This window comes from Rhodococcus sp. MSC1_016, assembly GCF_023667485.2.
Lineage (GTDB): Bacteria > Actinomycetota > Actinomycetes > Mycobacteriales > Mycobacteriaceae > Rhodococcus_F > Rhodococcus_F oxybenzonivorans.
The window spans coordinates 2,575,238-2,599,875 of record NZ_JAMOZI020000001.1 but is presented as its reverse complement, the minus strand read 5'-3'; the positions used below and the strand labels follow the sequence as shown (position 1 = coordinate 2,599,875).

Genomic DNA, 24,638 nt, shown 5'->3' with positions numbered 1-24,638 from the left:
CTCGGTCACCAGGGGGAGGGTTCGTAATCCTTCAGGAAGCAGCCGTGCAGGTCGATGCCCTGCTCACCCTGCACGATCGGGTCGTACACCCGCGCCGCGCCGTCGACGAGGTCCAGGGGGGCGTGGAAACCCTCGTCGGCCAGCCGCATCTTCGTGTAGTGCGGTCTCTCGTCGGTGATCCAGCCGGTGTCGACCGCCGTCATGAGGATGCCGTCGTCGAGCATTTCCTTGGAACTGGTCCGCGTCAGCATGTTCAGCGCTGCCTTCGCCATATTGGTGTGCGGATGCCCTGGTCCTTTGTATGCCCGGCTGAATTGACCTTCCATCGCCGACACGTTCACCACATACTTGCGCCGGGCGGCGGCCGCCGCCATCGCGGGTCGCAGCCGGGATACCAGGATGAACGGCGCTACCGAATTGCACAATTGCACTTCGAGCAGCTCGATCGGGTCGACCTCCTCGACGGTCTGGACCCAGCTGTTCGTGTGCGCGAGATCGGGCAGGAGGCCCCCGGCGTCGATGGCGAGACCCTGCGCGATGCGATCGGGGGAGGCGGATTTGGCGACGAGTGCGAGGGAGCTGACGGATTCCGGTGCCATCGCCGCACCGGCCATGGCCGACACGTCGGACAGGGAGCCGGCCAAAGCCGCCGGGTGCGCGTCGCTGGTCTTTCCAAAAGTCAGGACGTCGGGAAGAACACCGGCGGGCAAGGCGCCCGATTCCGCGTCCGCCAGTGCGCTGTAGGCGCCGGGGGAGCGCCGCACCGTCTGGGCGGCATTGTTGATGAGAATGTCGAGGGGGCCCTGGGCGGCAACGGAATCGGCGAGAGCGACCACCTGCGCGGGATCGCGGAGGTCGATACCCACCACCCGCAGACGGTGGATCCAGTCGGCGCTGTCCTCCATCGCCTTGAACCGTCGGATCGCGTCGTTGGGGAACCGTGTGGTGATCGTGGTGTGCGCGCCGTCGCGGAGCAAGCGCAACGCAATGTACATCCCGATCTTGGCGCGACCACCGGTGAGGAGCGCCCGGCGTCCCGTGAGGTCGGTGCGTGCGTCCCTCTTCGCGCGGCTCTTCCCGGCGCAGTCGGGGCACAGTTGGTGATAGAACGCGTCGACCCGCGTGTACCGCTGTTTGCAGATGTAACAGGGGCGGGGACGGATCAGCGTGCCCGCGGTGGCGCCGTCGGCGTTCGACGTGAGCGGAATGCCGGCGGTCTCGTCGTCTATCCGATCAGGCGACCCGGTCGCCGTGGCGGCGACCACCCGGCGGTCCGCCTCGGCGACAGCATCCCGGGCGGCGAGTCGGCGCCGCTTCTTCAACTTCTTGAAGAGATGGCCCACGGCGCGCTGCACGGTGACCGAATCAGGGTCGGATTCGTCCAGACTTGCGGCCTGATCGAGAACCCGCAAACAGATCTCCAGATCTGCCGGATCGATTGCCGTCGCTGTTTCACCCATCGAACTTCGCCCTCTCACGAAGAAGGCCCCGGTTCGATGAACCGGGGCCTTTTCGTCTGTCTCAACTCAGAGTGTCCGAGGGGGGACTTGAACCCCCACGTCCGTTAATAGGACACTAGCACCTCAAGCTAGCGCGTCTGCCATTCCGCCACTCGGACTCGCACCCATTTCCTGGGCGCTGGGAAAGACTATCCGATGAAGCGCCACGGCCCAAATCGCCCCTTTCACCTGAGCGTTTCCGGTGGCGCGGTGGTAGGAAAGTGAAGTGCCGACTACACAGGAAACGCCAGGCCGGGGTCGCGCCGAAGCCGAGGTCGTCGAGCTCGTCAGCTCACTGATCCGCTTCGACACGTCCAACACCGGGGAACTCGCCACGACCAAGGGTGAGCGTGAGTGTGCGGAGTGGGTCGCCGCTCAGCTCCAGGAAGTGGGATACGAGACGGAATACGTCGAATCGGGGGCGCCGGGGCGGGGGAACGTCTTCGCGAGGCTGAAGGGGTCGGACCCCACCCGCGGTGCGCTGATGTTGCACGGTCACCTCGACGTCGTGCCCGCCGAGCCCGCCGATTGGCGCGTCCACCCGTTCGCCGGCGCCGTCGAGGACGGCTACGTGTGGGGCCGCGGCGCCGTCGACATGAAAGATATGGTCGGCATGATCCTGGCGGTGGCCCGCCAGTTCAAGGCCGAGGGAATCGTTCCGCCGAGGGATCTCGTGTTCGCGTTCGTCGCCGACGAGGAGGCCGGGGGCAAATACGGCTGCCAGTGGCTCGTACAGAATCGTCCCGACCTGTTCGAAGGTGTCACCGAAGCCGTCGGCGAAGTCGGTGGGTTCTCGCTCACCGTTCCGCGCCCGGACGGCACCGAGCGACGGCTGTATCTGGTGGAGACCGCGGAAAAGGGTCTCGGCTGGATGCGTCTGACGGCCAAGGGCAGGGCCGGGCACGGCTCGTTCCTGCACACCGACAATGCCGTCACCATTCTCGCGCAGGCAGTCGCCCGCCTGGGTGCGCACACCTTTCCGCTGGTCATTTCCGATTCGGTCGTCGAATTCCTCGCCGCTGCAGGCGAGGAAACGGGCCTCGATTTCGATGCGACGTCGCCCGACCTCGACGGCACCCTGGCGAAACTGGGCAGTATCGCCAATATCATCGGCGCCACGCTGCGGGACACCGCGAACCCCACCATGCTGTCCGCCGGCTACAAGGCCAACGTCATCCCGCAGACCGCGGAGGCCGTGGTCGACTGCCGCATCCTGCCCGGTCGGCAGGCCGAGTTCGAGGCCACCGTCGACGAGCTGATCGGGCCCGACGTGCAGCGGGAGTGGATCACCAACCTCGACTCCTACGAGACGACGTTCGACGGTCACCTGGTGGACGCCATGAACGAGGCGATCCTCGCGCACGATCCCGGTGCGCGGACCGTGCCGTACATGTTGTCCGGCGGCACGGACGCCAAGGCATTCGCCAAGCTGGGTATCCGATGCTTCGGCTTTGCGCCGCTGCAGCTGCCTCCCGACCTCGACTTCAGTGCCCTGTTCCACGGCGTCGACGAACGGGTACCGGTCGACGCACTACTGTTCGGGACGCGTGTGCTGGAGCACTTTCTGCTCCACAGCTGATCCATCGCCCATTCGCGACAAGAGAGGAACCGCATGTCCTACGACCCGTACGAAGCACTTCCCGACCTGCCGAGTTTCGAGCTGACCTCCGCCGACGTCACCGACGGGCAGCCGCTGAAGAAGGATCAGGTCAGTGGAATCATGGGAGCCGGCGGCTTCGACAACTCGCCACAGCTGTCGTGGTCGGGATTTCCGCCCGAGACCAAGAGTTTCGCGGTCACCGTGTTCGACCCGGATGCGCCGACCGCCTCGGGTTTCTGGCACTGGGTAGTGGCGAACATCCCGGCGGACTGCACGTCTTTGGTGAACGGTGCCGGTGACGACGACGGTACCGGGCTCCCGAATGGCGCGATCCAGCTGCGGAACGACGCCGGGCAGCGCCGCTTCATCGGGGCAGCCCCGCCCCAGGGGCACGGCCCGCACCGCTACATCGTCGCTGTCCACGCTCTGGACGTCGATACCCTCGACGGCGTGAGCGAGGATTCGACTCCGGCATTTCTGGGATTCAACCTGTTCTCGCACGCCATCGCCCGGGCGAGGATCACCGGCACCTACGAGCAGTAGGTCAGACAAGCAGCAGGTCGGAAATCGGTTGCCGGCGACTTCTCTCGGAAGTCGCCGGCCACCGGTCGTTGAGGCACCCGTATCAGCGGATTACTCCCGCGCCCACCGCGTCCGCGATGCTGTCGAAGCCGGCGTCGCGGACCTTGCGCGCCAACCCCTTGTGGATACGGCGCGCCCAGAACGGTCCGCCGTAGATGAAACCCGTATACCCCTGGACCAGGGTGGCCCCGGCCAGGATGCGTTCCCAGGCCTGCTCCGTGGTCTCGATCCCGCCCACCGAGATCAGCACCAGCCGATCGCCGACCCGCGCGTGCAAGCGGCGCAGCACTTCGAGGGACCGTTCCGCGACCGGTGCGCCCGACAGCCCGCCCGCCCCGATCGCGGTGACCTCGGCTTTCGGGGTCCGCAGGCCGTCACGCCGGATGGTGGTGTTGGTGGCGACGATCCCGGCGAGACCCAACTCGACCGCGAGATCGGCGACGGCGTCGACGTCGTCGTCCGACAGGTCGGGGGCGATCTTCACCAGGACGGGAACGTTGACGGTCTCCTGAACTGCGCGAAGCAACGGCCGCAGCGACTCGACAGCTTGCAGGTCGCGTAGTCCCGGTGTGTTGGGTGAACTGACGTTGACTACCAAGAAATCGGCAAGGGGCCCGAGAAGCCGCGCACTTGCTGTGTAGTCGGCGGGCGCTTCAGCCGCGTCGACGATCTTGGTCTTGCCGATGTTCGCCCCGATCGGAACACTCGCGCGTCGCTGCCGGAGGTGGTTCGCGGCATTGCCTGCGCCGTGGTTGTTGAACCCCATTCGGTTGATCAGGGCGCGGTCGGCGGGCAGCCGGAACAAGCGGGGAGCTGGGTTGCCGGGCTGAGCCTGCGCCGTCACGGTTCCCACCTCGGCGAAACCGAATCCGAGGGGACCCCACGCGTCCACACCGGTGGCGTCTTTGTCGAAGCCGGCGGCCAGTCCCAGCGGGGCGGGGAAGTCCAGTCCGAACACGGTGTTCCTCAGCACCGGATCATTGACCACGAGGACCTTGCCAACCAGCTGGCGCAGCGGGGTGACGCCTGTGGCCAGGCGCATCGCCTTGAAGGCCAGATGATGAATGCGCTCCGGGGGAACGAGGAACATCAGCCGCAGGAGCAGGTGATACAACGGGATCTCCCTAGATAGCGGGGTCGGGAACATGGTGGGTGGTCTTTCGTCGTTTGAGCAGTACGCGCCGGCTGCCGTCGGAGTACAGCCGCACGCGCGAGAGCTCCCAGCCACCGAACTCCGCCTGTATGGCGAGTCTCATCGACGCACTGACGCGGGTGACGTCCGGTGGCAACCGCAGCGGCACGTACTCGAAGTCTTCGGACTCGATTTCCCAGCCGGAGGGGAGACGGCGTGAATGCGACGACATCTATGAGCTCCTCGTCGGTATCTGCTGCAACCCGTCACCCGTGCCGGAACCGATGAGTAGATCACCGCTGACGGTGTCCACCGCGATCGAGTTGGGCTGGCGGACCGTGGGATAGCGTGCGGTTTCCACCCCGACGCCGCTGGCGAGGTCGTAGGCGACCACCTCGTTCGTACCGGTCGACGTGACCCACGCCCGGTTGGCCTCGTCGTCGTAAGCGACGCCGTAGGGTGCATCTCCCGCCGGAAACCGCTGGCGCAGCATCAGAGTGTCTGTCGTGTACGCCAGCAACTCGTCACCGGCCGTATCGGTCACCAGAATGCGACCGAAGTGATCGGTGGTGAGTTGAGTCGCACCTTCACCGGCGCGGAGAGCGGCACCGAGGGAGGATTTCGGAATGTCGACTTCCGTGACGGAAGTTTGACCGCGGTCGAGTGCGGTGAGCGACTCGCCGACAACGGCCAGTGCATCTACCGAGGTCAATCCGTCGATCACTTGTGACTCGGCGCCCTCGCTGCCGGTGATGTGAATTTCGCCATTGCCGAGTCCTACGGCCAGCCGTCCGTCGGGCAGCTGCGCCACCGACCGGACGTCCCCGTCCGCCGAGACGGAGTCGAGCTCGGCGGATCGGAGGTCCAGCCGTCCCACCTGGCCATTCATGGCGAGCAGTGCAGTTCCGCCGGGGGCTAGGGACACCTGCGTCACAGTCTCGTTCAACCGAATCGAACGCGGTGCGGCGCCGAGGTCGCCGCCGGCGAACAGAAGAACTTCCCTCCGGTCGCCGACCAGGACGACGGCGGTACGCGTGTCGGGGTCGATTGTGACCGACTCGATAGGTTGCCCGATCGGATGGACGACACCGGCAGGCGTCGTGGCCTGTGCGGGTGACTGAGCTGCACTGGCCGGCGCAATGGTGACTGCTTGATCCTCGTCGTTGCTCGAAGAACAGCCCGTGACCAGCAAAAATGCCGCTCCGACGCACGACGCGACGACGCGCGCTCCAGGTCTGCCCATGCGCTGCTCCTCGGGTTTCTCTTCTGTCCGTACCTGCACAACTGTCCACCAAGCATCCCTGATTCGCGAAACACCGGGCAAAGCGGTCGGTGCCCAGCGCGTCGCGAGGCGATACCGTAGGGGCTATCGACCCCACGTGCGGTTGTTCCCGACAACCGGACGAGGTCATCGAGGAGAACACCGTGGAACTACCCGAAACACCGACGTTCACCGTCGAAGACGTCTCGGTCGGCCCGCACGCGCACGGCTTCGGTCGCACCGCAGAGGGGAACTCCTATGCCTTCCGGGTACGGAAGAGCACCCTGTTCGTCGAGGTGTACCGGGCGGACGTCGAGACGGATGTGCCGGCACCGGACGACATCATCGCGACGGCTCGTCGCTCGATTCGCGAGATCGATCTGACCGACGAACGCTCCATCGTCGCGGTGGTGCGGGATGCGGTAGCCGCCCCCGATTCGGTTGTCGTCGGACAGGAAGACGGCAGAACGGTCCGCGCTGTACTGAGCCGCCTCGGCGCCGTCATCGACGGACTCTGACACCCATACGGCCTCAGCGTCGGTCACGTCGAGGTAGGACAAGGGGCGTCCCGGTTTCCGGGTGCGCGATGACCTCCACCGGATGGCCGTAGACGCGGGTGAGGAGCTCCGGGGCCAGCACTTCCCGGGGTGGGCCGTCGGCGGCGACGCGGCCGTTCTCGAGCACGACGATCCGGTCCGCATAGGCGGCGGCGAGCGCAAGGTCGTGCAGCACCACCACCACAGCGGTGCCGGCGCGGGCACGGTCGCGTGCAAGCCGCATCACTGTCTCCTGGTGACCGAGGTCGAGCGCTGCGGTCGGTTCGTCGAGCAGAATCGTCTCGGTGCGCTGAGCGAGCACTCGTGCCAGCGCGACGCGAGCACGCTCACCGCCGGAGAGAGCGGTGAAAGGTCGATCGGCGAAGGGCTCGACATCGCAGATTCTCATCGCCTCGGCGACTGCGGTGACGTCCTCGTCCGACCGGGACGTTCTGGCCCACGGGGACCGGCCCATCGTGATGACCTGGCGTGCGGTGAACGAGAATCCCACCGTGTTCTGCTGGGGGAGTACGGCGCGGCGCTGAGCCATCTGGAGGGGCGTCCACGTGTCGACGTCCCGGTCGTCGAGGTGGACGAAGCCCGACTGCACGTTCTGATCGCCCGACAGCGCCGCGAGGAGGGTTGATTTGCCGGCGCCGTTGGGTCCGACGAGTACGAGTACCTCACCGACGCGCACGTCCACCGACACCTTGTCCAGCACGGGTCGTCCCCCGCGGTGGACGTCGATGTCGACCGCGCACAGTGTTACCGCGCCCGGGCGGGGTACCTGCGGAACCGGATCGGTCCGGCGGAGGAAATTCTGCGCGAGAGCTTCCCGGATTCTCGTCCGCAGACGGCTGGGGCTCACGCCCAACCGCCCTGGCGGGCTCGGGTACGGCGGAGCAGCCAGAAGAAGAACGGTCCACCGACCAGAGCAGTCAGCATGCCGAGGGGAAGGTCCGCGTTGGCCACCAGGGACCGGGCGCCCAGGTCGGCGAGGAGGAGCACCAGCGACCCGCACAACGCGCTGGCCGGAATGAGCACTCGGTGCCCCGGACCGACGGCGATACGCATGAGGTGGGGTACCACCAGGCCGACGAACAGAATGATCCCGGTGAAGGCCACGCTCGACGACACCAGTAGCGCGACGATGAGGACGGCGATCAGGCGCAAACGCTCGACGTCGAGTCCCAGATGTCGCGCTGCGCTCTCACCGAGCGAGAGTAGGTCGAGTTTTGCCGCGATCACCATGGTCGCGGCGATACCGGCGACGGTCATCGGCGCCACTACCGCGACAGCGCTCCACGTGGCGCCGTTGAGGCTTCCCAGCTGCCAGAACACGATCTGGTCACGGGCGGCCGGCGAGGCAATGAAGGTGAAGAAGGCGATCAGTCCGCCCGCGAAGGCATTGACCGCGACGCCTGTGAGTACGAGGGTGACCACCTCGGTGCGGCCGTCGTGGCGGGCGAGGACGTACACGGCGACAGTCGTGATGAGTCCGGCGATGAACGCGGACGCGGCCACGGTCCACCCGGCCGCGAACGCCCCGCCGACGACGATGGCGGCACTGGCACCGACGGCTGCCCCGGCGGAGACCCCGATGACGCCCGGCTCGGCCAGAGGGTTGGCGAAGACGCCCTGCAGGAGAGCACCGGCGCAGCCGAGAGCCGCGCCGACGAGGATCGCGAGGACGACCCGGGGGAAGCGGACCTCCCACAGCGTGACCTCACCGCTGGGATGTGCGGGGAGGGGACCCAGGTCGAGTCCTACGCGGTGCGCGATGCTGCCGAGCACCTCGCCCGGTCCGGTGGGCACCTGGCCGATGCACGCGGAGAACACTGCGGCGACCGCGAGCGCGATCAGCAACCCGGCCAGCACGATGCCGGTGCGTGTTCGAGAAGAAGCCTGAGCTGGTGTGACGGTGCCGAGGCTCATCGATCGGCCGGCTGATAGACGGCGTCCGCCAAGGCGTCCAGCACACGACCGGTGTTGGGTCCGAAGCTGAGAAGCACCCCGTCCTCCATGTCGACGACACGCTGGTTCTTTCCTGCAGGGGTCTGCGCGACACCGGGAATCTTCGCGAGTCCGTCGATCCCCCCGATCGATTCGAGGCCACCCGTCATCATCAGGATCACATCGGGTGCTGCGGCGATGAGGGCCTCGCTGGTGATGGGCGCGAACTGCTGGGTGATTCCGGAGGCCGTGCCTGCGTCGACGGCTCCGAGGGCCTCGATCAACGAGTCGGCCCCGGATCCCCGCCCGCCGATCATGGTGATCGCGGTGCCGCGCAGATAGAGGAAGGCGATCTTCAACGGATTCTCACCGTCGGGCGCCCGGCTGCGGGCCGCTGCGATCTCGTGGTCGGTGCGGGCAGCGAGTTCGGCTCCGCGCTCGGGGACACCGAGCGCGTTCGCCACCGCGATGATCTGCGGGGACACGCCGGCGAGGGTGCGCGTCGGGTCGAAGTAGACCACCGGAACGCCCGCCGCGCGCAATTGATCCTGAACGCCTTTCGGTCCGATGCTTGTGTCGGTGAGAATGACCGTCGGCGCGAGATCGAGTATTGCCTCGGCGCTGAGTGACTGGCCGCCCGGCGTCACCACCGGCACATCGGCGGCGGCGGGGAACTCGGCTGCGATGTCGCGGCCGACCACGTTGTCGCCGAGCCCGAGAGCGAAGACCGTCTCCGTCAGAGTGCCGTAGCGGTCGGCGGTCACGATCCGGCTCACGTCGTCGATCGTGACGTCCACGCCGTCGAAGCTGCGGACCGTAGTGGGCAGCAGCGGTGCGGCCGTCGACGCGACAGGTTGCGGATCGAGATCGTCCAGCACCGCGGTGTGCGCGCCGTGTGGGCCCGTCCCACCGTCACCGGTTGCGGATGTGCATGCGGAAGCGCCGACGGCGGCGACGAGCACCACTGCAAGTACTGCGAGAACTGATCGGAGAGTGCACGTGCGGACCACGGGCCTCACCGCGCGAGGTAGCTGTCGATGTCGGCTTCGAGATCGGCGAACAGGTCACCGTTGAGTCGATACGCGAGGTTCACCTCGTCGATCACTCGTTGCTGATCGGCCGCGGACAACGGGGCGGCGTCGAGTTTCGCGCGGTACGCATCCTTGAACAGTTTCGGTTTCGGGATCTCCTCGAAGATGTAGAACCGCAGGCCGTTCTCGGTGTATCCATATGCTCGTTCGAGCATCCGGCGAATGATCTGACCACCGGACAGATCGCCCATGTACCGAATGTAGTGGTGCGCAACGAAACCGGCGGGCCAGTCGTACGCCACCTCACGCAGCCGCTCGAGGTACCGGGTGGTGGCGGCGAGCGGGGACACGGTGTCGCGCCACGACGAACCGCGCAGGTAGGCCAAATCCGCTTCCAGGGCCGGTACGCGTATCAGCTTCTCGGACAGAAACGGTGAGGCCACCGGATCATCCGTGTGGGTGCGTCCGGCGTCTTCCAATTCGCGGTAGACGAGATAGGTCTGCGCAAGCAGTTCGGCGTAGCCGTCCGAAGTCAACTCTCCGGCGAGTAACGCTCCGACGAACCGGGACTGTTCGGTCTCGCGGTGAGCGGAGTCCGTGCCGTCCTTGATGCGCTCGGCGAAACCGACCGCTCGGCGATCGGCCGCGTCGGCCTCGTTCAGCGTGGTCATGAGCTCTCCTGCATCTACGACGTCGACCGTTGAGCACCAGGTTAGCCTGGCCTGCTTTATCGCGGCATTCGCACGGAGGGCGCCCCACGGCCCCTCAGGCGCTGACGTCGTCGAGAGCCGCCGAGATGGCGGGCGGCAATTCGAGTTCCTCGGCGACGAGGACACCGGTCAGCTGGGCGATGTCCCGGGCGCCGACTACGGCGCTCGCGACACCGGGACGGTCCCGTGCCCAGGCGAGCGCGACCGCAAGCGGTGAGGTTCCGAGCCCGTCCGCGGCGGTGACGACGGCATCGACGACACCGACCGAGGAGTCGGTGAGGTAGTTCTGCACGTCCTGGGAGTGCGCGTCGTCGGCCCCGCGGGAGTCGACGGGAATCCCGTTTCGGTATTTGCCGGTCAGGACGCCGCCCGCAAGGGGCACCGCCGCGAACACCCCGATCCCGTGATGTGCGGCGGCAGGAAGAAGTTCCTCTTCGACCCCGCGCGCGAGCAGGGAGTACTCCACCTGCGTGGCGACGAGGGTGGTACCGCGAGAGGCTCCCGCAGCGGTGGCCAGCTGCCACCCGAGGTAGCCGCGGGCGCCGACATACCGGACGCGGCCACTCGAGACCGCGAAATCCAGTGTCGCGGCCACCTCGTCGACCGGGGTGAACGGATCCCAGGTGGCGACCTGCCACATGTCGAGGTAGTCGGTTCCGAGTTCGCGGAGGGTGGCATCGAGTTGAGCGAGCAGCCCTCGGCGCGAGCAGTCGACCCGCAAGGGGCCGTGCGGGTTGATGCCGGCACTCGAACTCAGGACGAGTTCGGTTCGGGGTACCACGTCGTCGAGCAGTTCCGCCAGAATGCGCTGCGCTGCACCGTCACCGTAGGCGGGCGAGGTGTCTACGAGGGTGCCGCCGGCATCGACGAAGGCCGCGATCTGCGCGGCGGCTTCGTCGCCGTCGGTGTCGCGTCCCCAGGTGAGTGTGCCCAGGCCGAGGCGTGACACCCGCAGACCACTTGCTCCGACCGATCTCTGTTCCATAACCGCCTGCGTCTCGTGCTGTTTCCCCGGACGGCGACTGCCACCCGGGACGGGCCACCACAGGAGCAGAGTAGTGGTGTCGCGCGGAACCGGCCGTCCTGCCACGCCGGATTCTGCTGCGACCGGGGCCTCCCGGTACCGTGGCGCCGGTGAATGACGAACGCGACATGGGAAATTGGCGTCCTGACAGCAGATTCGAGGCCTCGCGGGCCGGTGTGTTTCACCTCGGGACGGGTGAGTGATGGGGGAGGCGATGTCGTGGCTCCAGGCGATCGTCCTCGGAGTCGTCCAGGGGTTGACGGAGTTTCTGCCCATCTCCTCGTCCGGCCATCTGCGGATCGTGTCCGAGGTCTTCTTCGGTGACGACGCAGGCGCCTCCTTCACCGCCGTCACCCAGCTCGGCACCGAGGCGGCCGTTCTCATCTACTTCGCCCGAGACATCGGCCGGATCGTCGTCGCGTGGTTTCGCGGATTGCTGCATCCCGAGCATCGAGGTGACCTCGATTACCGGATGGGCTGGTACGTGATCATCGGCACCCTTCCGGTCGGAATTCTCGGCTTCCTCTTCAAGGATCAGATCCGCACCGGGGCACGCAATCTCTGGCTGATCGCCACCATGTTGATCGTCTTCGCGCTCGTCATCGCAGCGGCGGAGTACTACGGACGCAAGGTCCGTCCGGTCGAGGACCTTCGCGCCAAGGACGGCATCCTCATGGGTTCGGCCCAGGCACTCGCGTTGATACCCGGCGTCTCGCGGTCCGGCGGCACGATCAGCGCGGGCCTGTTCCTCGGACTGACCCGAGAAGCCGCGGCACGCTATTCGTTCCTGCTGGCTATTCCGGCCGTGGTCGCATCGGGTCTGTTCAGCCTCCCCGACGCCTTCGAGCCCGCGGGGGAGGGCCTCAACGCGAGCGGTGCCCAGTTGCTCGTTGCGACGCTGATCGCCTTCGCCATCGGGTACGCCTCGATCGCGTGGTTGCTCCGCTTCGTCGTCGACCACTCGATGTACTGGTTCGTCGGCTACCGGATCATTCTCGGCGTCGTGGTGCTGTCACTCCTGGCAACTGGTGTCGTGTCGGCAACCTGAGATCGGGCGGCCTGCGGGTGCGCGACACTAGGCTGGGCCAATGACTGTTGTCCTGCTGCGCCATGGGCGGTCGACCTCCAACACTGCACGCACGCTCGCCGGCCGGTCGCCGGGAGTCGAACTCGACGACCACGGCCGGGAGCAGGCAGAGGCGGTTGTCGCCCGGCTCGCGGACGTCGTGATCGAGGAAATCGTGCACTCACCGTTGTTGCGGTGTGAGCAGACGGTGCAGCCACTCGCGCGGGCGCGGGGGCTCACCCCGGTGGTCGAACACCGGCTCGTCGAGGTCGACTACGGCGACTGGACCGGCCGTGAACTGAAGGCCCTGCTGGAGGAGCCGCTGTGGAAGGTCGTCCAGCAACATGCGTCCGCCGCGGTTTTTCCGGGCGGCGAGGGCCTCGCCCAGGTGCAGGCCCGGGCAGTCGCAGCCATCCGTGAGCACGATGCCCGGCTCGCGGAACGGCACGGCCGGGACGTGGTGTGGGTGGCATGCTCGCACGGTGACGTGATCAAGGCGGTGCTCGCGGATGCGCTCGGCTCCCATCTCGACGGCTTCCAGCGGATCGTCGCCGAACCCGCGTCGATCAGCGTCGTCCGCTACACCTCCACCCGGCCGTACGTGCTCAAGATGAACGACACCGGCCACGACCTGTCGGCGGTCAACACTCCACCGGCGTCGGGGGACGGTGCCGCCGCCGAAGTTTCGGGGTCGGTCCCCGGCGGGGAGGTTCGCCTGTAACGATTGACGGATAATGAACGGGGCACGCTGCTAGGAAGAGTCCCAGACGGATCAACGAGTGGGCAGCGCCGCAGAAGGGCCCGGCTCCAGCTGAAGGAGGTGCAATGTCACGCGCAATTCACGTATTCCGCACTCCTGACCGGTTCATTGCGGGAACGGTGGGTGAGCCCGGCGACAGGACGTTCTATCTCCAGGCGGTTCACGAGACACGTGTCGTCAGCGTGTTGTTGGAGAAGCAGCAGGTTCAGGTACTCGCGGATCGGATGGGACTCCTGCTCGAGGAAGTACACCGCCGGTTCGGTACGGAAGTACCACCGCAGGGCGCCGAACTCGATGACGCGAGCCCGCTCGTCACCCCCATCGACGCCGAATTCCGGGTCGGAACCATGGGCCTGGGCTGGGACGCGGACGCCGGAGCCGTCGTCGTGGAGCTGCTGGCCGTCACCGAGACCGAGTTCGACGAGTCCGTCGTTCTCGACGACTCCGAGGACGGCCCGGATGCCGTACGGGTCTTTCTCACCCCGTTGCAGGCCAGGGACTTCTCGCTGCGTTCCGAACGAGTCATCGCCGCCGGCCGGGCGCCGTGCCCGCTGTGCGGGGAGCCGCTCGCGCCGGAGGGGCACATTTGTATCCGCACCAACGGATACCGCCGCGGCCACAGCTTCGGCCTCACCCCGGAAACGGACGAGGAGGACTGACAGTTGCCCGCCGAGGAGTCGGACCCTCTGGAGTTCGGCGAACTGACCCTCATCGGCCAGATCACCCACGCCAGTAACGCGACATTGGTCTGTGATGCGATGATCGGTGAGACCGCGGTCCGGTGTGTGTACAAACCGATTCGCGGGGAGCGGCCGCTGTGGGACTTCCCCGACGGAACCCTCGCCGGCAGGGAGTACGCGTCGTATCTGGTGTCCGAACAGCTCGGATGGGGTGTGATTCCGCGCACTCTCCTTCGGGACGGTCCATTCGGACGGGGGATGGTGCAGCAATGGGTGGACACGGCCGACCGCCACGGAGACGATCGGCCCGGACTTGATCTGGTCGACATCTGCGCGCCCGGCGCGGTGCCGGACGGTTGGTTCGAAATTCTTCGCGCCAGCGACATGGATGGCGAGCCGGTGGCCCTCATCCACGCCGACGACCCCCGGCTGCAGCGCATGGCTGTCCTCGACGTACTCATCAACAACGCCGACCGCAAGGGTGGGCATGCGCTCGAAGGACTCGACGGTTCCGTGTACGGAGTCGACCACGGCATCTGCCTGCACAGGGAGAACAAATTACGGACCGTGCTGTGGGGGTGGGCGGGGACGCAGGTGCCGGGTGCCCTGGTGGTCGACATCGCCGAATTGATACCCGCGCTCGAGGGCGACTTCGGTGCGCGGCTCGCGGAGCACATCACCTCCGCCGAGGTCGCGGCGCTCTACGAACGGGCGGTCGACCTGCTCGACGCCCCCGTGATGCCGCGTCCCAACGGGCACCGGCCGATCCCGTGGCCCGCATTCTGAGACGTTCGTGCACGACCCAGGAATCCGGGTTCCCGGCGACGGGCGGCGGCTCCCTCGAGGGCGGTGACGCCGGTCCACTAGGCTCGCAAGCATGCAGTCTTGGTCCGATACCGCTGTCCCGTCCGTCCCTGGCCAGGGTCCCCCTCTGCGGTTGTTCGATACCGCTGACCGGCAGGTTCGACCGGTCACCCCGGGGCGCACGGCGACCATGTACGTGTGCGGTATCACTCCCTACGACGCCACCCACCTCGGCCACGCCGCCACCTACCTGACATTCGATCTGGTCAACCGGCTGTGGCGTGACGCCGGGCACGAGGTGCATTACGTCCAGAACGTTACCGATGTCGACGACCCGCTGTTCGAGCGCGCCGCCCGTGACGGCGAAGACTGGGTCGTCCTCGGCATGCGGGAGACGGCGCTCTTCCGCGAGGACATGGAGGCCCTACGGGTCATCCCGCCCCGCGACTACATCGGCGCGGTCGAATCCGTCAACGAAGTGGTGGAACTCGTCGAGAAATTCCTCGCCTCCGGTGCCGCGTACATCGTTGACGACGCAGAGTTCCCCGATGTGTACTTCCGCACCGGTGCCACCGAGCAGTTCGGTTACGAGTCCGGATACGACCGCGAGACGATGGAGAAATTCTTCGCCGAGCGCGGGGGAGACCCCGACCGCCCCGGCAAGGAAGACCCCCTCGACGCCCTGGTGTGGCGTGCCGCCCGCCCCGGCGAACCGTCGTGGCCGGCACCGTTCGGGCAGGGCCGTCCCGGCTGGCACATCGAGTGTTCAGCTATCGCCCTCAATCGCATCGGCTCGGGCTTCGACGTGCAGGGCGGAGGCAGTGACCTGATCTTTCCGCACCACGAGTACTCGGCTGCACATGCCGAATCCGTGACCGGCGACCGTCGCTTCGCACGCCACTACGTGCACACCGGGATGATCGGTCTCGACGGCGAGAAGATGTCGAAGAGCCGTGGCAACCTCGTGTTCGTGTCGAAGCTGCGGGGCGAAGGCGTCGACCCCGCTGCCATCCGGCTCGGACTGCTGTCGGGGCACTACCGGCAGGACCGTCCGTGGACCGAGCAGGTGCTCGCCGACGCGCACACCCGGCTGAAGCTGTGGAAGGACGCCGCCGCCCTCGAGTCGGCGCAGTCGGCGACGGACACGATCGCCCGGCTGCGTCAGCATCTCGCCGACGACCTCGACACCCCCAAGGCGCTCGACGCACTCGACGGCTGGGCCCGCCGCGCGCTCGATCACGGCGGTTCCGACACCGATGCCCCGCGCCAATTCGCTGCAGCGGTCGACGCGCTGCTCGGCGTCCGACTCCACCCGTGAGTACTTCTTAACCAACCGAGGTTAAGAAGTACTCACGGCTCCCGGTAGTCACACCTCGGCGAATTCGAGCCCGCCCTCGACGGGGGAGGGCACTCGTCGACGCAGGGGTGATCCGAGTGCCCGCGCCAGATCGGTGCCGTCGTGTTCGGCGAGCAGTTCGCCGTCTGCCCATACCAGCAGTGCGGCGCTGACGCTGTGTTCCGCCGTCGAGTGCGCGAGGTCGTAGTGTGCACACCCCGGGACCCCGGCGTAGGTGATCCAGAGGTCGTACCCGGTCATGAACAGGTCGAGGTCGAATTGGACGCTCAAACCGAGGAGTTCACCCCGACCGTTGTCGTCGACGCCGGCGAAGGCCTCGTCCAGGGCGAGAAGTCGCGGTGCGTGTGGATCAGCGGAGTCGAGCATCACGTGGGCGGCCGCGAACAGTGGCAGGTGGAGCGACACCGACTGTTCACCGCCGGACAGTGCACTGTGGCGGGCGACGGTGAGGCGGTCTTCGCTGCCGTCTCCGCCGACGAGGGTGAAGGAGAACACCCGCCATCTGCGGTAGTCGAGTGCGGAGGCGAGGATCTCGGGGTACGAGCGTTCGGGGTGCGCGGCCCGGGCGATGCGAATCTGGGCTGCGAAATGTGCACGCATGGCAGCGAGATCGTCCGGACTCAGCGCGGACGCGTCGCGATCGAGCAGCTTCGAGATGGCGCGGGCGTTGTCGTCGAGGTTGTCCGCGAGAACCCAGTGCACGCCGATCGTGTTACCGGAAGACATCCGCCGCTCCCGCATCTCCGAACCCATTCGCGCGATCAGGTCGCGGGCGTCGACGGTGCGTTCGTGGATCTGCTGAGCGAGTCCGGTGAGCAGGGCGTCCTCGAGTATGCGCCGTTCCGAGTCGGTGAGGAGCAGTTCCTGATCAGCCCGGGCAGCGGCGATGCGGGACGCGAACGCACCCACCGACGAGTAACCCTGATCGTCTTGCACCTGTACCACGGTGAGCCCGTCGGGTGCATCCCATTGCACGCGGTAGTCCTGACCCGCGGATGCGAGGCCGGCGTCGAAGTCCTGCAGGGCTGTGGTGAGCGCGGTGCGGGTGGACTTGCGTGCCGCCTCGCTTACTCGCACCGCGTCGGTGGCCGAGTCCAGCGCGCTGTACAGGGCGAGCACCTCGGCGGGCAAGACCTGTGCTGTGCTGTCCGCGTTCTGAATTCGGTAGACGAGCTGATCCGCGTTCATCCAGGCCGCAGGACTCGCCGGCCATACGTGGTCGGTGTCGACGCCGAGTAGTTCGAGGAGGTCGCGTCGTGCGTACGGGGCCAGGCGCGCCGCATCGTTGTGGGTTTCGGTGAGCGCGATGCGCAGGGTGGCGACTGCCGCCGCGTAGGCGCCCTCCGCTTTGCCGATCGCCTCTCCCGCATCCTTGTCCGCTTTGCGGGCCTCCCGCTGCCGCTGCTTGCACGCCTCGATCCGGGCATGCGCTTCCTCGAGTTGAGCATCGATGTGTTCGGCGCTGGCGCCGAGGCTCTCGCGAAGGGTGTCCAGCCGTTGGACCTGTGTTGCGAGACTCTCTTCGGCGATGGCCGCCTCCTCGGCGAACTCCTCCGCGTTGCCGCGTGCTTCCGCGAGCCGCTCGTGCGTTTCCCGGGTGTGCTCGAGTTCCTTGAGATGCTCACGCCGACAGCGCAATACCAGCTCGCCCTGCTTCTCGAAGTGCCGGATGGCTGCGGCCAGTGAGTCGATCTCGCGTGCCACGTGTGGAGTTCGGTGGGTGACGGCCGCGGTGCGCAGCTGCTTCTCTTTGCCCGACAGGTCGGCGATGGCCTGATCGAGATCACGATCCGCCGCCGCAGACGCCTCGGTGCGTGAGCGGAGCATCCCCGCATTCTCGGTCACCGATTTGAGTGCGCGGAGAACCGATGCGGTGCGGGGCAGTGACCGGCTGGTCGTGGCGACCTGCGCGGACAGCGCGACGGCCTCCGCCTCGGCGGTGCGGGCGTCGGTCAGCGCTGCCTCGGACTCGTCGATGGTCCGATCGAGTTCGGCGATGCGGGCCGCACGCCTGCGCGCACGTGCCGTCGCGCCGATATACTCCGCGTCGCCCTTGGCATGCGAACCCTGTTGTACGCCTTGTCGATACCCGCCCGCACCATCGACGGCGACCGTTGTGCCGGACACCGAGGTGCTGTCGGGCACCCAGGCGATGGACTCGAGGACGGCCTGCACGCGATCGGCGGGGACGCCGGTGTCGGGCTCGACCTCGAGGACGTCGGCCAGGGTGGGACCGTTTGGGCGATCGCCCGTCGGTAGTGGCAGCAGAAATTGCTCGGACTCGGTATCCGGCAGCGGTCCGTCGCCGCCGAAGATCCACCCGTCGAGGAGGTTGGCGGCCTGTAGCGCGGACTCGACGCCGGTCGCGACTGCGGCCTCCACGTTGTCGCGGAAGCGGACCAGACGCCACAGTGGTGCGCCGGGCAAGTCCTTCCGCGACCCCGTTCGGGCCGCGAAGGGCGCCGGGGCGTCGTCGTGCTCGGCGGCAACCTCCGCACGGTTGGCCCGCAGGTCGCTGATCCGTTCGGTCAGGGTCGCAATGTCCGATTCCGCGCGCCGACGACGGAATTGGAGCGACTCGACGCCGTCGGCGGTATGTGCGGTGAGCACTTCGGCCAAGGTGGGTGCGTCGTCGTCGCCGACTCGGTGCAGCGCAGCGTCGAGTGCGTCGAACAGCGATGCGGGCACTCCGAGGGACGTGTAGAGCGGCGCATGTTCGACCCACCAGGACCGCAGGGCGACAGCGGTTTCGCTGCGTGCGAGCTCGACAGCCGCTTCGGCTTCGAGGACCGCGGCCCTGGCCTGCTCGAGTTGCTCGCGACTGCGACGCGCTGCGGCGTCGGCGCGGGTTCGTTCGGTGGCGGCTTTCTCGACCGTGCTCAACGCGGCCCGCACGGCCCGCACGTCGCCGTCCCGCTCCGCGGCGTGCCCGTGCAGCGCAGCAGTCAGCTGGTCGGAGCGGGCACCGGCGGGCAGTGGGGTCCACGTGATGCCGGCGTCCTCGGCAGCGACGTGCAGTTCGTCCTCGGCGCGCGCGAGCGCCTCCACCAGTTTCGCGACAGCGGCGTCTGCCCGTTCGGCTTCCTCGGTGCGCTGCGACAGCGTGGCCCGCGCTTTGGCCGCCTTGTCGACCTGTTGCTCGGTGGCCTTCTCGAGAGTGGCCACGGCTTGGGCGAGATCGTCGAGTTGTGTGCGTCCCTCGTAGGCGGTGGAACGCTTGAGGGCGTCGAGGTTTTCGGTCGCCTGATCCAGTGCCCGCTCGGCGTCGATGAAGCCCTGTTCGGCCGCTTCGCGTGCTTCCCGGCTGCGGGTCTGCTCGGCCGCAGTCTCCCGTAGTGCGGTAATCCCGTTCTCGACGGCGTCGAGTCGCCCGGCCAGCTGGTCGACATCCGAACGCGCCTGCTGGCGCAGGTATTTGGTGTACACACCGATGAACCGTTGGGTTGCCCCGTCCGCCGCGGCGAGGCCTTCGAGGGCACGTCCGACTTCTTCCATGTCGCTGAACGAGCGCGCAGCCTCGAGGACCAGTTGCTCGTCGAGGGGTCGCAGCCCGTCGGTCAAGGCCTGGGACAACCCCTTGGGATCGAGGTTCTTGGCAAGCTGTGGACGCCGGAGGGTGAGGATCAGGTTGATCAACTGGTCGTATCGCTCGGCGCCGAGGCCGAACATGCGTGCATCGATCGCAGCGCGATAGTCCACCGGCCGATCGGTCAGACAATCGGTTCCGATCTGCTCGCCCAACTGCTTCTTCGTCAGCGGGCGATCGTCTGCGCCGAGCAGGGAGAAGTCGACGCCGACGCGACCGTCGGCGACGAAATACCACCGGGTGACCTTGTCGTTGGACCTCGTCGCGCGCATGCCGACACCGACCGTCACGGCCTCGGGATCATCCTTCGGCCCTCGACAGAACTCCATCCACACGTACGAATACGCGCTGTCCTGGCCACGGTAGAGAAGGTTCGACTTCATCGTCCGCTCCTCACCCGCAAATGGATTGAGGCGCCGCGGTTCGATGCGGCCGTCGAGGACGAACGGGAACAGGACTTCGAGCGCCTTGGTCTTGCCCGACCCGTTGGGTCCCCGCAACACCAATCGTCCGTCGGCGAAGGAGAACTCCTGGTCGCGGTAGTCCCAGAGGTTGATGATTCCGGCACGGGTGGGCCGGAAGCGCGCGCTGGTCATGCGAAGGTGTCCTTGCTGTCGTTCGAGGAATGGGGGAACAGATCGATTTCGGGGGTGCGGTCGCGAATGTTGACCACGACTCCGCGATACCGCGCCAGCGCCGGTAGTACGAGAATCCCGCCGGGAACGGCGGCGACCAGGCTGAGGCGGTCGAGCAGTGCGACTGCGGCACGTCCCAAACCCTCGGGATCTGCCTGCCACCCGGCAGCGAACGTCTTGCCGAATCGATCGACCAGCGACGCCATGGTCAGTCGAATCCGGCTGTCCTCGACGAACGGATACGCAACCGGTTCGGCGGCCGGTAGCGGCGCCGCGTTGTCGGGGGCATCTGTGGCCAGGCTGTCGAAAATTCCGGACAGGGGAACGGCACCGTCCAACTGCTCGATCAGAGCTGTCGCCTGTCGGTCGGGCACCGGCAGCTGCACTGGTTCGGCCCCGTCGGGATCGAGCAGGTGATCCGCGAGTTCGCCCGCCAACAACAACGCGACCTGCGCGACGGTGCCGGTGCCCGGAAACCGGATGTCGGACAGACGTCCCGAGGAGTCGATCATGGCGACGCCCTCACGCCGCCTTTCGGCGACCAGTCCGGTGAGAAGTTCGACGTCGGCTGCCGTTCGAGGGAGGGCGAGCTGCAATTGTTCGTCCTCCTCGAGTTCGGCCGCGTAGACGACGGGACGCTCGATGAGGGCGCGTCGGACGCGCCGAGCTACTTCCTTGGTGTCGACGGCGCGGTCGAACGCCGCGGGATCGGAGTCGCCGCCGCGCCCGGAAAGAAGTTCACGGACCGACCGGAGATGCTGGAGAGCGCGGGACGGCCGGAACAAGGCGATGACCACCGAGCGGTCGATGTCGTACAGCGCCTCACCCGCATCGGGATTGGCTGCCCAGCTACCCGCGTCACCGTCGGCCAGCGCTATCGCGCCCCGGGTCGCGAGCCAGCCGACCGCGTCGACGAAGGCGTCCCGGTCGGCGGCCCGCTCGGTGGCGAGTTCGATGCCCTCGACCTGCGCCGCGGAGGCGGCCACGTGGTCTGCAAGTTCGGACAGGGTGATCTGATTGCCCGCCCGCCCCAGCGCGGCCAGTGCCAGTGCAAGGTATGCATAGCGGTACCGGTCGAACGTTCGATCCGTCGCGGTCTTGGCCGGGGCCCCGGCGTCGAGTCGATCGGCAATGGTGAACAACCGCGCGGTCGTTTCGGTGACTTCGAGTCGATATCCGAACAGATCGAGCAGGTCATCGCGTAACTCGGTGGCCCACCGGCGGAGCAGCGGAAGCGCGATCCGATCCGGGTAGGTCTGTGTCACCAGATGATTGGACAGAATGATGCGGGCCGCCCGCTGGTAGGAGTCGAGTGCGAGCGGAGGTATCTCCCGTGCCCTCACTGGACCGTCACCCGCAGTCCGTCGAGGTGGAGCCGGCCGCGGGCCGTGTGTACCACCGTCGATTCCGAATGGGGAGTCAGCGTGAGTTTCACCCCGTTACCGGATCCGGACGCGCCGCCGACTCTCCCGCTCACGGGGACACGAGCCGTCAACGCAGCGTCGAGCAGGCTGAGAAGAACATCGGTTTCCGCGTTGTCGAGCACCCGTTCGTGCACTCCTCCCGACGCGAGCGATTTCGCCGCCGAGGCTCGGGCCCGCTGACCGGCCAGCTGCTCTTCTCGTAACCGTCTGATGCCGGCGTCGTTCCGCTGGACACGGGCGGGGGCGCCGGGGGAGGGCGCACGTCCCGTCTCGGCGAGCGTGCGGGAGATCTCGACGGGCGGTGCCTCCCACCACGACCGCGAGTCGGGAATGATATCGGCGTCCGGATGCACCATGGACAGATGGCGGGGGCGGCCGAGGTCGAACACGGAGCGGAACAGCGCGTGCGCCGCTTCCTCGGAGGGAGTGGCAGCGAACCAAGCGGCGAGGTGCCGCAGCTGGCTTTCCCGGCTGACGCCTCCCCGCCGCGTCTCGGTGACCCGGCGTAGCAGCGACAGCACGGCGGCGATAGCGCTCATGGTCCCTTCGCGGAGTCGTTCCGACTCACTCGGCCCGGACTCCGGTGGCAGAAACCAGTGTGTGAGGCCGTTCCATCGTGCTCGCCAGTCGGCTTCCCGCTCGGCGGGCGGCAGGAATACCCGCTCGTCGCTCATCGCGGCCCTCCGGAGGAGGTCGTCGATCCCGGTGTCCTCGACCTCTCTGATCGCTTCGGCCAGTTTCGGTGCGTAGCGGGACAAGTCGGAACTGAACTCGCGCATGTGGGTGAGGAGCGCATCTTTGTGGGACAGGAATGTTTCGGGCGTGATTTCGGTGGTGCGCACCAGATCGCCGAGTGTGAGATAGAAGTGAGCGGCACGGGTAGCCATGTCGGACAGCGTGGCGTCGAGGCGACTGAGTTTCCGGAAGATCACGTCGTTGTCGGCGGCCCTGTTGGCGGCAGCGAGTTCCTTCATGTCCGCCAGCAGTTCGGGTAGCGCGAGCCGGGAGAGTGAGGCGTCGTCGAGGCGGGCGGCGAGGACGTCCTCGACGGCCCGGAACACTTGGTAACCGGCCTGGCTGAATTGGTAGACGAAGTGCCGATTTCGGTACTCGGCGAGGCTGGCGGCCCGCGTTCCGTCGTAGCTGCGTTCGAGAACCTCCCATACGTGGAGTTGCTCGAGCAGGGGAGTGACCTCGGCAGGGGAGAGCTGCCCGGACGCGTCGTCGGCGGCGATGCGGCCGAGGATGGTGGCCACCTCTGCGGCATGCAGGAGCACGACGTAATTGGCGCGGGCATGGTCGAATGCCCGGAGCACCCACAGATACTCGACGCGTTTCTCGGCGGTGGCGAAGGAGAACAGCTTCAACCGATCGTCGCGTACGAGGAGATCGGGGAGTGGCCCCTCGGGACGCGACCACTCACGGGAGTTGCCTGATTCGCTCACCGGAACAGGTTATGCGGTCGGGTACCCCGCGGCCGAACGCCGTGGCCACCTGCGCCGTCATCTTTCGATGATGAATCGGGCCGGGACGGAAACGCGGAATTTCGCGAACTGGCGATCCCGCGCGGGTAGGCGACAACAGCCGTCGCCGCCACCAGCGCAAGTCCCGACCGAACACACCCAGTCCGTAAGACCTCTAGGCGGAGAGCAGGTCGGCTGTCACAGGACGAACAGGACGAAGACGATGGCGACCAGCACGAGCGCCAAGCCGACTACCGCTGCGACCAACCAGGAACTGCGGGTGTCGGAGCCGGCAATGGGCGCGTCCTGCGCGACGGCGCGCGGTTCCGGCGGTGTCGCGACCGCCGTTGCACCCGTGGCACGCGCAGGGGAGGCACCCACTGCCGCGGCAGATGCGGGGTCTGTTGTGCGCGCCGCGGATCCTCTCGGCGTCTCGGCCGCTGCGGGCAAAGGCTCGCCGACAACGGCGTCGATCACCTCGGTGACGTCGTAAGAGGGCGGGAGGCCGATCGGGGTGACCCGGTGCGTCGTCGGATTGAAGCCCGCCGCGCGAATAGCAGCGCCGAGGGCAGCTGTCTGTTCGGGGCCGGGGCCGACCACACACCGCACGTCGAACTTCTCGCTCACCGTGGTCGCGAAGCCTCGAATCGCTGCTGCATCCCGCGCAATCAGCCCGTCACCGGTGACCACGACCGCGTCGAGGTTGCTCGGAAGCCACCCGAACGCACCGAGTGCGGTGGCGATCTGGGCGGAGGGAGTTCCCCCCGACGCGAAGCGGAAGGCCTTTCCCGCCTCGACTCCTGAACGGATCAACGCAACCGTCGCACCAGTGTCGTCGACATGATAAATACCGACCAATTGTCCGGGACGTTCGGCAATTTCGGATTCGAACCAGGCGGCCGCGGCTTCGGCGTCCGATACCAAGGACAGGTACGACATGTCGGCGTAGTCCAGGGCGTCGCGGAGGGCGGCAACTGCAGTCGAGTCCCACCGAGTGGGGTACGACGCCATGATGTCGGGAGCGCCGCCGGTTCGCCCACCGTGGTCGGGCAGTGGTTCACACTCCCGGAGCAGGCAGCGCATGGCGCCCGCGACCAAGTCTTCGGCCCGGTAACGGGTGCCGTCACCCAGCGCGACGCCGGCAGGGTCACCGACCCGAGGAAGGAATCCCGACACGGTGTGCGTCCGACCGAGGGTCTGTGGTGCCGAACCACCGAGGATCGCGGTGCCGTCCGGGCACATGTGCAGGACGGTGTCCCTGACGATCACGACAGGATCCGGTGACCCCGGGTCGTTCGACGCGACCACCGCTGTGGACACGACACTGCCGATCCTGAGCCCGACTCCCATGGACATGCAAGTACCCCTATTCGTGTGCGAACGGATTGTGAATTCCGCCTGGCCGTTCCGACGCGCTCGGCGCGGCCACAAGATGTACATCCTGCTACTCGGAGGGGCCTGTGCCCGCCATCACGCGCGGCGTGGCGGCGGCGTGTCGCTCGTATCGACCACTTTCCTCAATTATTTGGGCGGTC

General features: G+C 67.2%; 21 protein-coding genes and 1 tRNA gene. 8 read left to right on the top strand and 14 right to left on the bottom strand.

What is annotated here, in order from left to right:
* Positions 1 to 5: 5 nt before the first annotated feature.
* Both L1080_RS11970 and L1080_RS11965 read right to left on the bottom strand, forming a co-directional pair.
* Positions 6 to 1,460: an SDR family NAD(P)-dependent oxidoreductase gene (locus tag L1080_RS11970; RefSeq protein WP_250768521.1), complete on the bottom strand. Its 1,455-nt coding sequence runs from the start codon at positions 1,458 to 1,460 to the stop codon at positions 6 to 8.
* Between the two features lie 72 nt (positions 1,461 to 1,532).
* Positions 1,533 to 1,618 (bottom strand) — tRNA-Leu (locus tag L1080_RS11965).
* Between the two features lie 107 nt (positions 1,619 to 1,725).
* Here L1080_RS11965 and L1080_RS11960 point away from each other — a divergent pair.
* Entirely contained in the window at positions 1,726 to 3,078 is a 1,353-nt protein-coding gene (locus L1080_RS11960; RefSeq protein ID WP_250768519.1) for a M20/M25/M40 family metallo-hydrolase, read from the top strand.
* Positions 3,079 to 3,111: 33 nt separating this feature from the next.
* A complete protein-coding gene (locus L1080_RS11955; RefSeq protein ID WP_159921973.1) occupies positions 3,112 to 3,642 on the top strand; it encodes a YbhB/YbcL family Raf kinase inhibitor-like protein in 531 nt (176 codons plus the stop codon).
* A gap of 82 nt (positions 3,643 to 3,724) precedes the next feature.
* Here L1080_RS11955 and L1080_RS11950 read toward each other — a convergent pair whose 3' ends face one another.
* From L1080_RS11950 to L1080_RS11940, 3 genes are read right to left on the bottom strand one after another with little or no spacing between them, the layout of a single operon-like run.
* Positions 3,725 to 4,795, bottom strand: coding sequence for a quinone-dependent dihydroorotate dehydrogenase (locus tag L1080_RS11950; protein ID WP_250768517.1), 1,071 nt, complete (start codon positions 4,793 to 4,795; stop codon positions 3,725 to 3,727).
* 10 nt (positions 4,796 to 4,805) lie between these two features.
* On the bottom strand, positions 4,806 to 5,045 hold the full coding sequence (locus tag L1080_RS11945) for a DUF5703 family protein (protein WP_109329507.1): 240 nt from the start codon (positions 5,043 to 5,045) through the stop codon (positions 4,806 to 4,808).
* Positions 5,046 to 6,056 carry a YncE family protein gene (locus tag L1080_RS11940; RefSeq protein WP_250768515.1) on the bottom strand — a complete coding sequence of 337 codons (1,011 nt, stop codon included), beginning with the start codon at positions 6,054 to 6,056 and terminating at the stop codon, positions 5,046 to 5,048.
* A gap of 182 nt (positions 6,057 to 6,238) precedes the next feature.
* Here L1080_RS11940 and L1080_RS11935 point away from each other — a divergent pair, with 182 nt between their 5' ends.
* Complete coding sequence (locus L1080_RS11935) at positions 6,239 to 6,592, top strand: hypothetical protein (protein WP_109329511.1); 354 nt, start codon at positions 6,239 to 6,241, stop codon at positions 6,590 to 6,592.
* A 13-nt stretch (positions 6,593 to 6,605) separates the two neighbouring features.
* Here L1080_RS11935 and L1080_RS11930 read toward each other — a convergent pair whose 3' ends face one another.
* From L1080_RS11930 to L1080_RS11910, 5 genes are all read right to left on the bottom strand, one after another.
* Complete coding sequence (locus tag L1080_RS11930) at positions 6,606 to 7,478, bottom strand: heme ABC transporter ATP-binding protein (RefSeq protein WP_159921979.1); 873 nt, start codon at positions 7,476 to 7,478, stop codon at positions 6,606 to 6,608.
* A complete protein-coding gene (locus L1080_RS11925; RefSeq protein ID WP_109329515.1) occupies positions 7,475 to 8,545 on the bottom strand; it encodes a FecCD family ABC transporter permease in 1,071 nt (356 codons plus the stop codon). Before L1080_RS11925 ends, L1080_RS11930 begins: the two co-directional genes overlap by 4 nt.
* Positions 8,542 to 9,582, bottom strand: a complete 1,041-nt coding sequence (locus L1080_RS11920) for a heme/hemin ABC transporter substrate-binding protein (RefSeq protein ID WP_250768513.1) — start codon at positions 9,580 to 9,582, stop codon at positions 8,542 to 8,544. Before L1080_RS11920 ends, L1080_RS11925 begins: the two co-directional genes overlap by 4 nt.
* Complete coding sequence (locus L1080_RS11915; protein WP_159921983.1) at positions 9,579 to 10,265, bottom strand: biliverdin-producing heme oxygenase; 687 nt, start codon at positions 10,263 to 10,265, stop codon at positions 9,579 to 9,581. The genes L1080_RS11920 and L1080_RS11915 overlap by 4 nt, the downstream gene beginning before the upstream one ends.
* Before the next feature lie 94 nt (positions 10,266 to 10,359).
* Positions 10,360 to 11,289, bottom strand: coding sequence for an aldo/keto reductase (locus L1080_RS11910; protein WP_109329521.1), 930 nt, complete (start codon positions 11,287 to 11,289; stop codon positions 10,360 to 10,362).
* Positions 11,290 to 11,530: 241 nt separating this feature from the next.
* Between L1080_RS11910 and L1080_RS11905 the strand changes: the two genes are divergently transcribed.
* From L1080_RS11905 to mshC, 5 genes are all read left to right on the top strand, one after another.
* Positions 11,531 to 12,376: an undecaprenyl-diphosphate phosphatase gene (locus tag L1080_RS11905; RefSeq protein ID WP_250768510.1), complete on the top strand. Its 846-nt coding sequence runs from the start codon at positions 11,531 to 11,533 to the stop codon at positions 12,374 to 12,376.
* Positions 12,377 to 12,416: 40 nt separating this feature from the next.
* Positions 12,417 to 13,115 carry a histidine phosphatase family protein gene (locus L1080_RS11900; protein ID WP_159921985.1) on the top strand — a complete coding sequence of 233 codons (699 nt, stop codon included), beginning with the start codon at positions 12,417 to 12,419 and terminating at the stop codon, positions 13,113 to 13,115.
* A gap of 104 nt (positions 13,116 to 13,219) precedes the next feature.
* The gene (locus L1080_RS11895; RefSeq protein WP_159921987.1) at positions 13,220 to 13,813 is read left to right on the top strand and encodes a DUF3090 domain-containing protein; all 594 of its coding nucleotides are present in this window, start codon (positions 13,220 to 13,222) and stop codon (positions 13,811 to 13,813) included.
* 3 nt (positions 13,814 to 13,816) lie between these two features.
* On the top strand, positions 13,817 to 14,620 hold the full coding sequence (locus L1080_RS11890) for an SCO1664 family protein (protein ID WP_250768506.1): 804 nt from the start codon (positions 13,817 to 13,819) through the stop codon (positions 14,618 to 14,620).
* A 91-nt stretch (positions 14,621 to 14,711) separates the two neighbouring features.
* Entirely contained in the window at positions 14,712 to 15,956 is a 1,245-nt protein-coding gene (mshC, locus tag L1080_RS11885) for a cysteine--1-D-myo-inosityl 2-amino-2-deoxy-alpha-D-glucopyranoside ligase (protein WP_159921989.1), read from the top strand.
* Between the two features lie 48 nt (positions 15,957 to 16,004).
* On the opposite strand, the gene L1080_RS11880 is transcribed toward mshC, so the two are convergent.
* From L1080_RS11880 to L1080_RS11865, 4 genes are all read right to left on the bottom strand, one after another.
* The gene (locus L1080_RS11880; protein ID WP_159921991.1) at positions 16,005 to 20,177 is read right to left on the bottom strand and encodes a TIGR02680 family protein; all 4,173 of its coding nucleotides are present in this window, start codon (positions 20,175 to 20,177) and stop codon (positions 16,005 to 16,007) included.
* On the bottom strand, positions 20,174 to 21,559 hold the full coding sequence (locus L1080_RS11875) for a DUF2398 family protein (RefSeq protein ID WP_159921993.1): 1,386 nt from the start codon (positions 21,557 to 21,559) through the stop codon (positions 20,174 to 20,176). The genes L1080_RS11880 and L1080_RS11875 overlap by 4 nt, the downstream gene beginning before the upstream one ends.
* A complete protein-coding gene (locus tag L1080_RS11870) occupies positions 21,556 to 23,007 on the bottom strand; it encodes a TIGR02677 family protein (RefSeq protein ID WP_250768626.1) in 1,452 nt (483 codons plus the stop codon). The genes L1080_RS11875 and L1080_RS11870 overlap by 4 nt, the downstream gene beginning before the upstream one ends.
* A 294-nt stretch (positions 23,008 to 23,301) precedes the next feature.
* Complete coding sequence (locus L1080_RS11865; RefSeq protein WP_159921995.1) at positions 23,302 to 24,459, bottom strand: hypothetical protein; 1,158 nt, start codon at positions 24,457 to 24,459, stop codon at positions 23,302 to 23,304.
* Between the last annotated feature and the right edge of the window lie 179 nt (positions 24,460 to 24,638).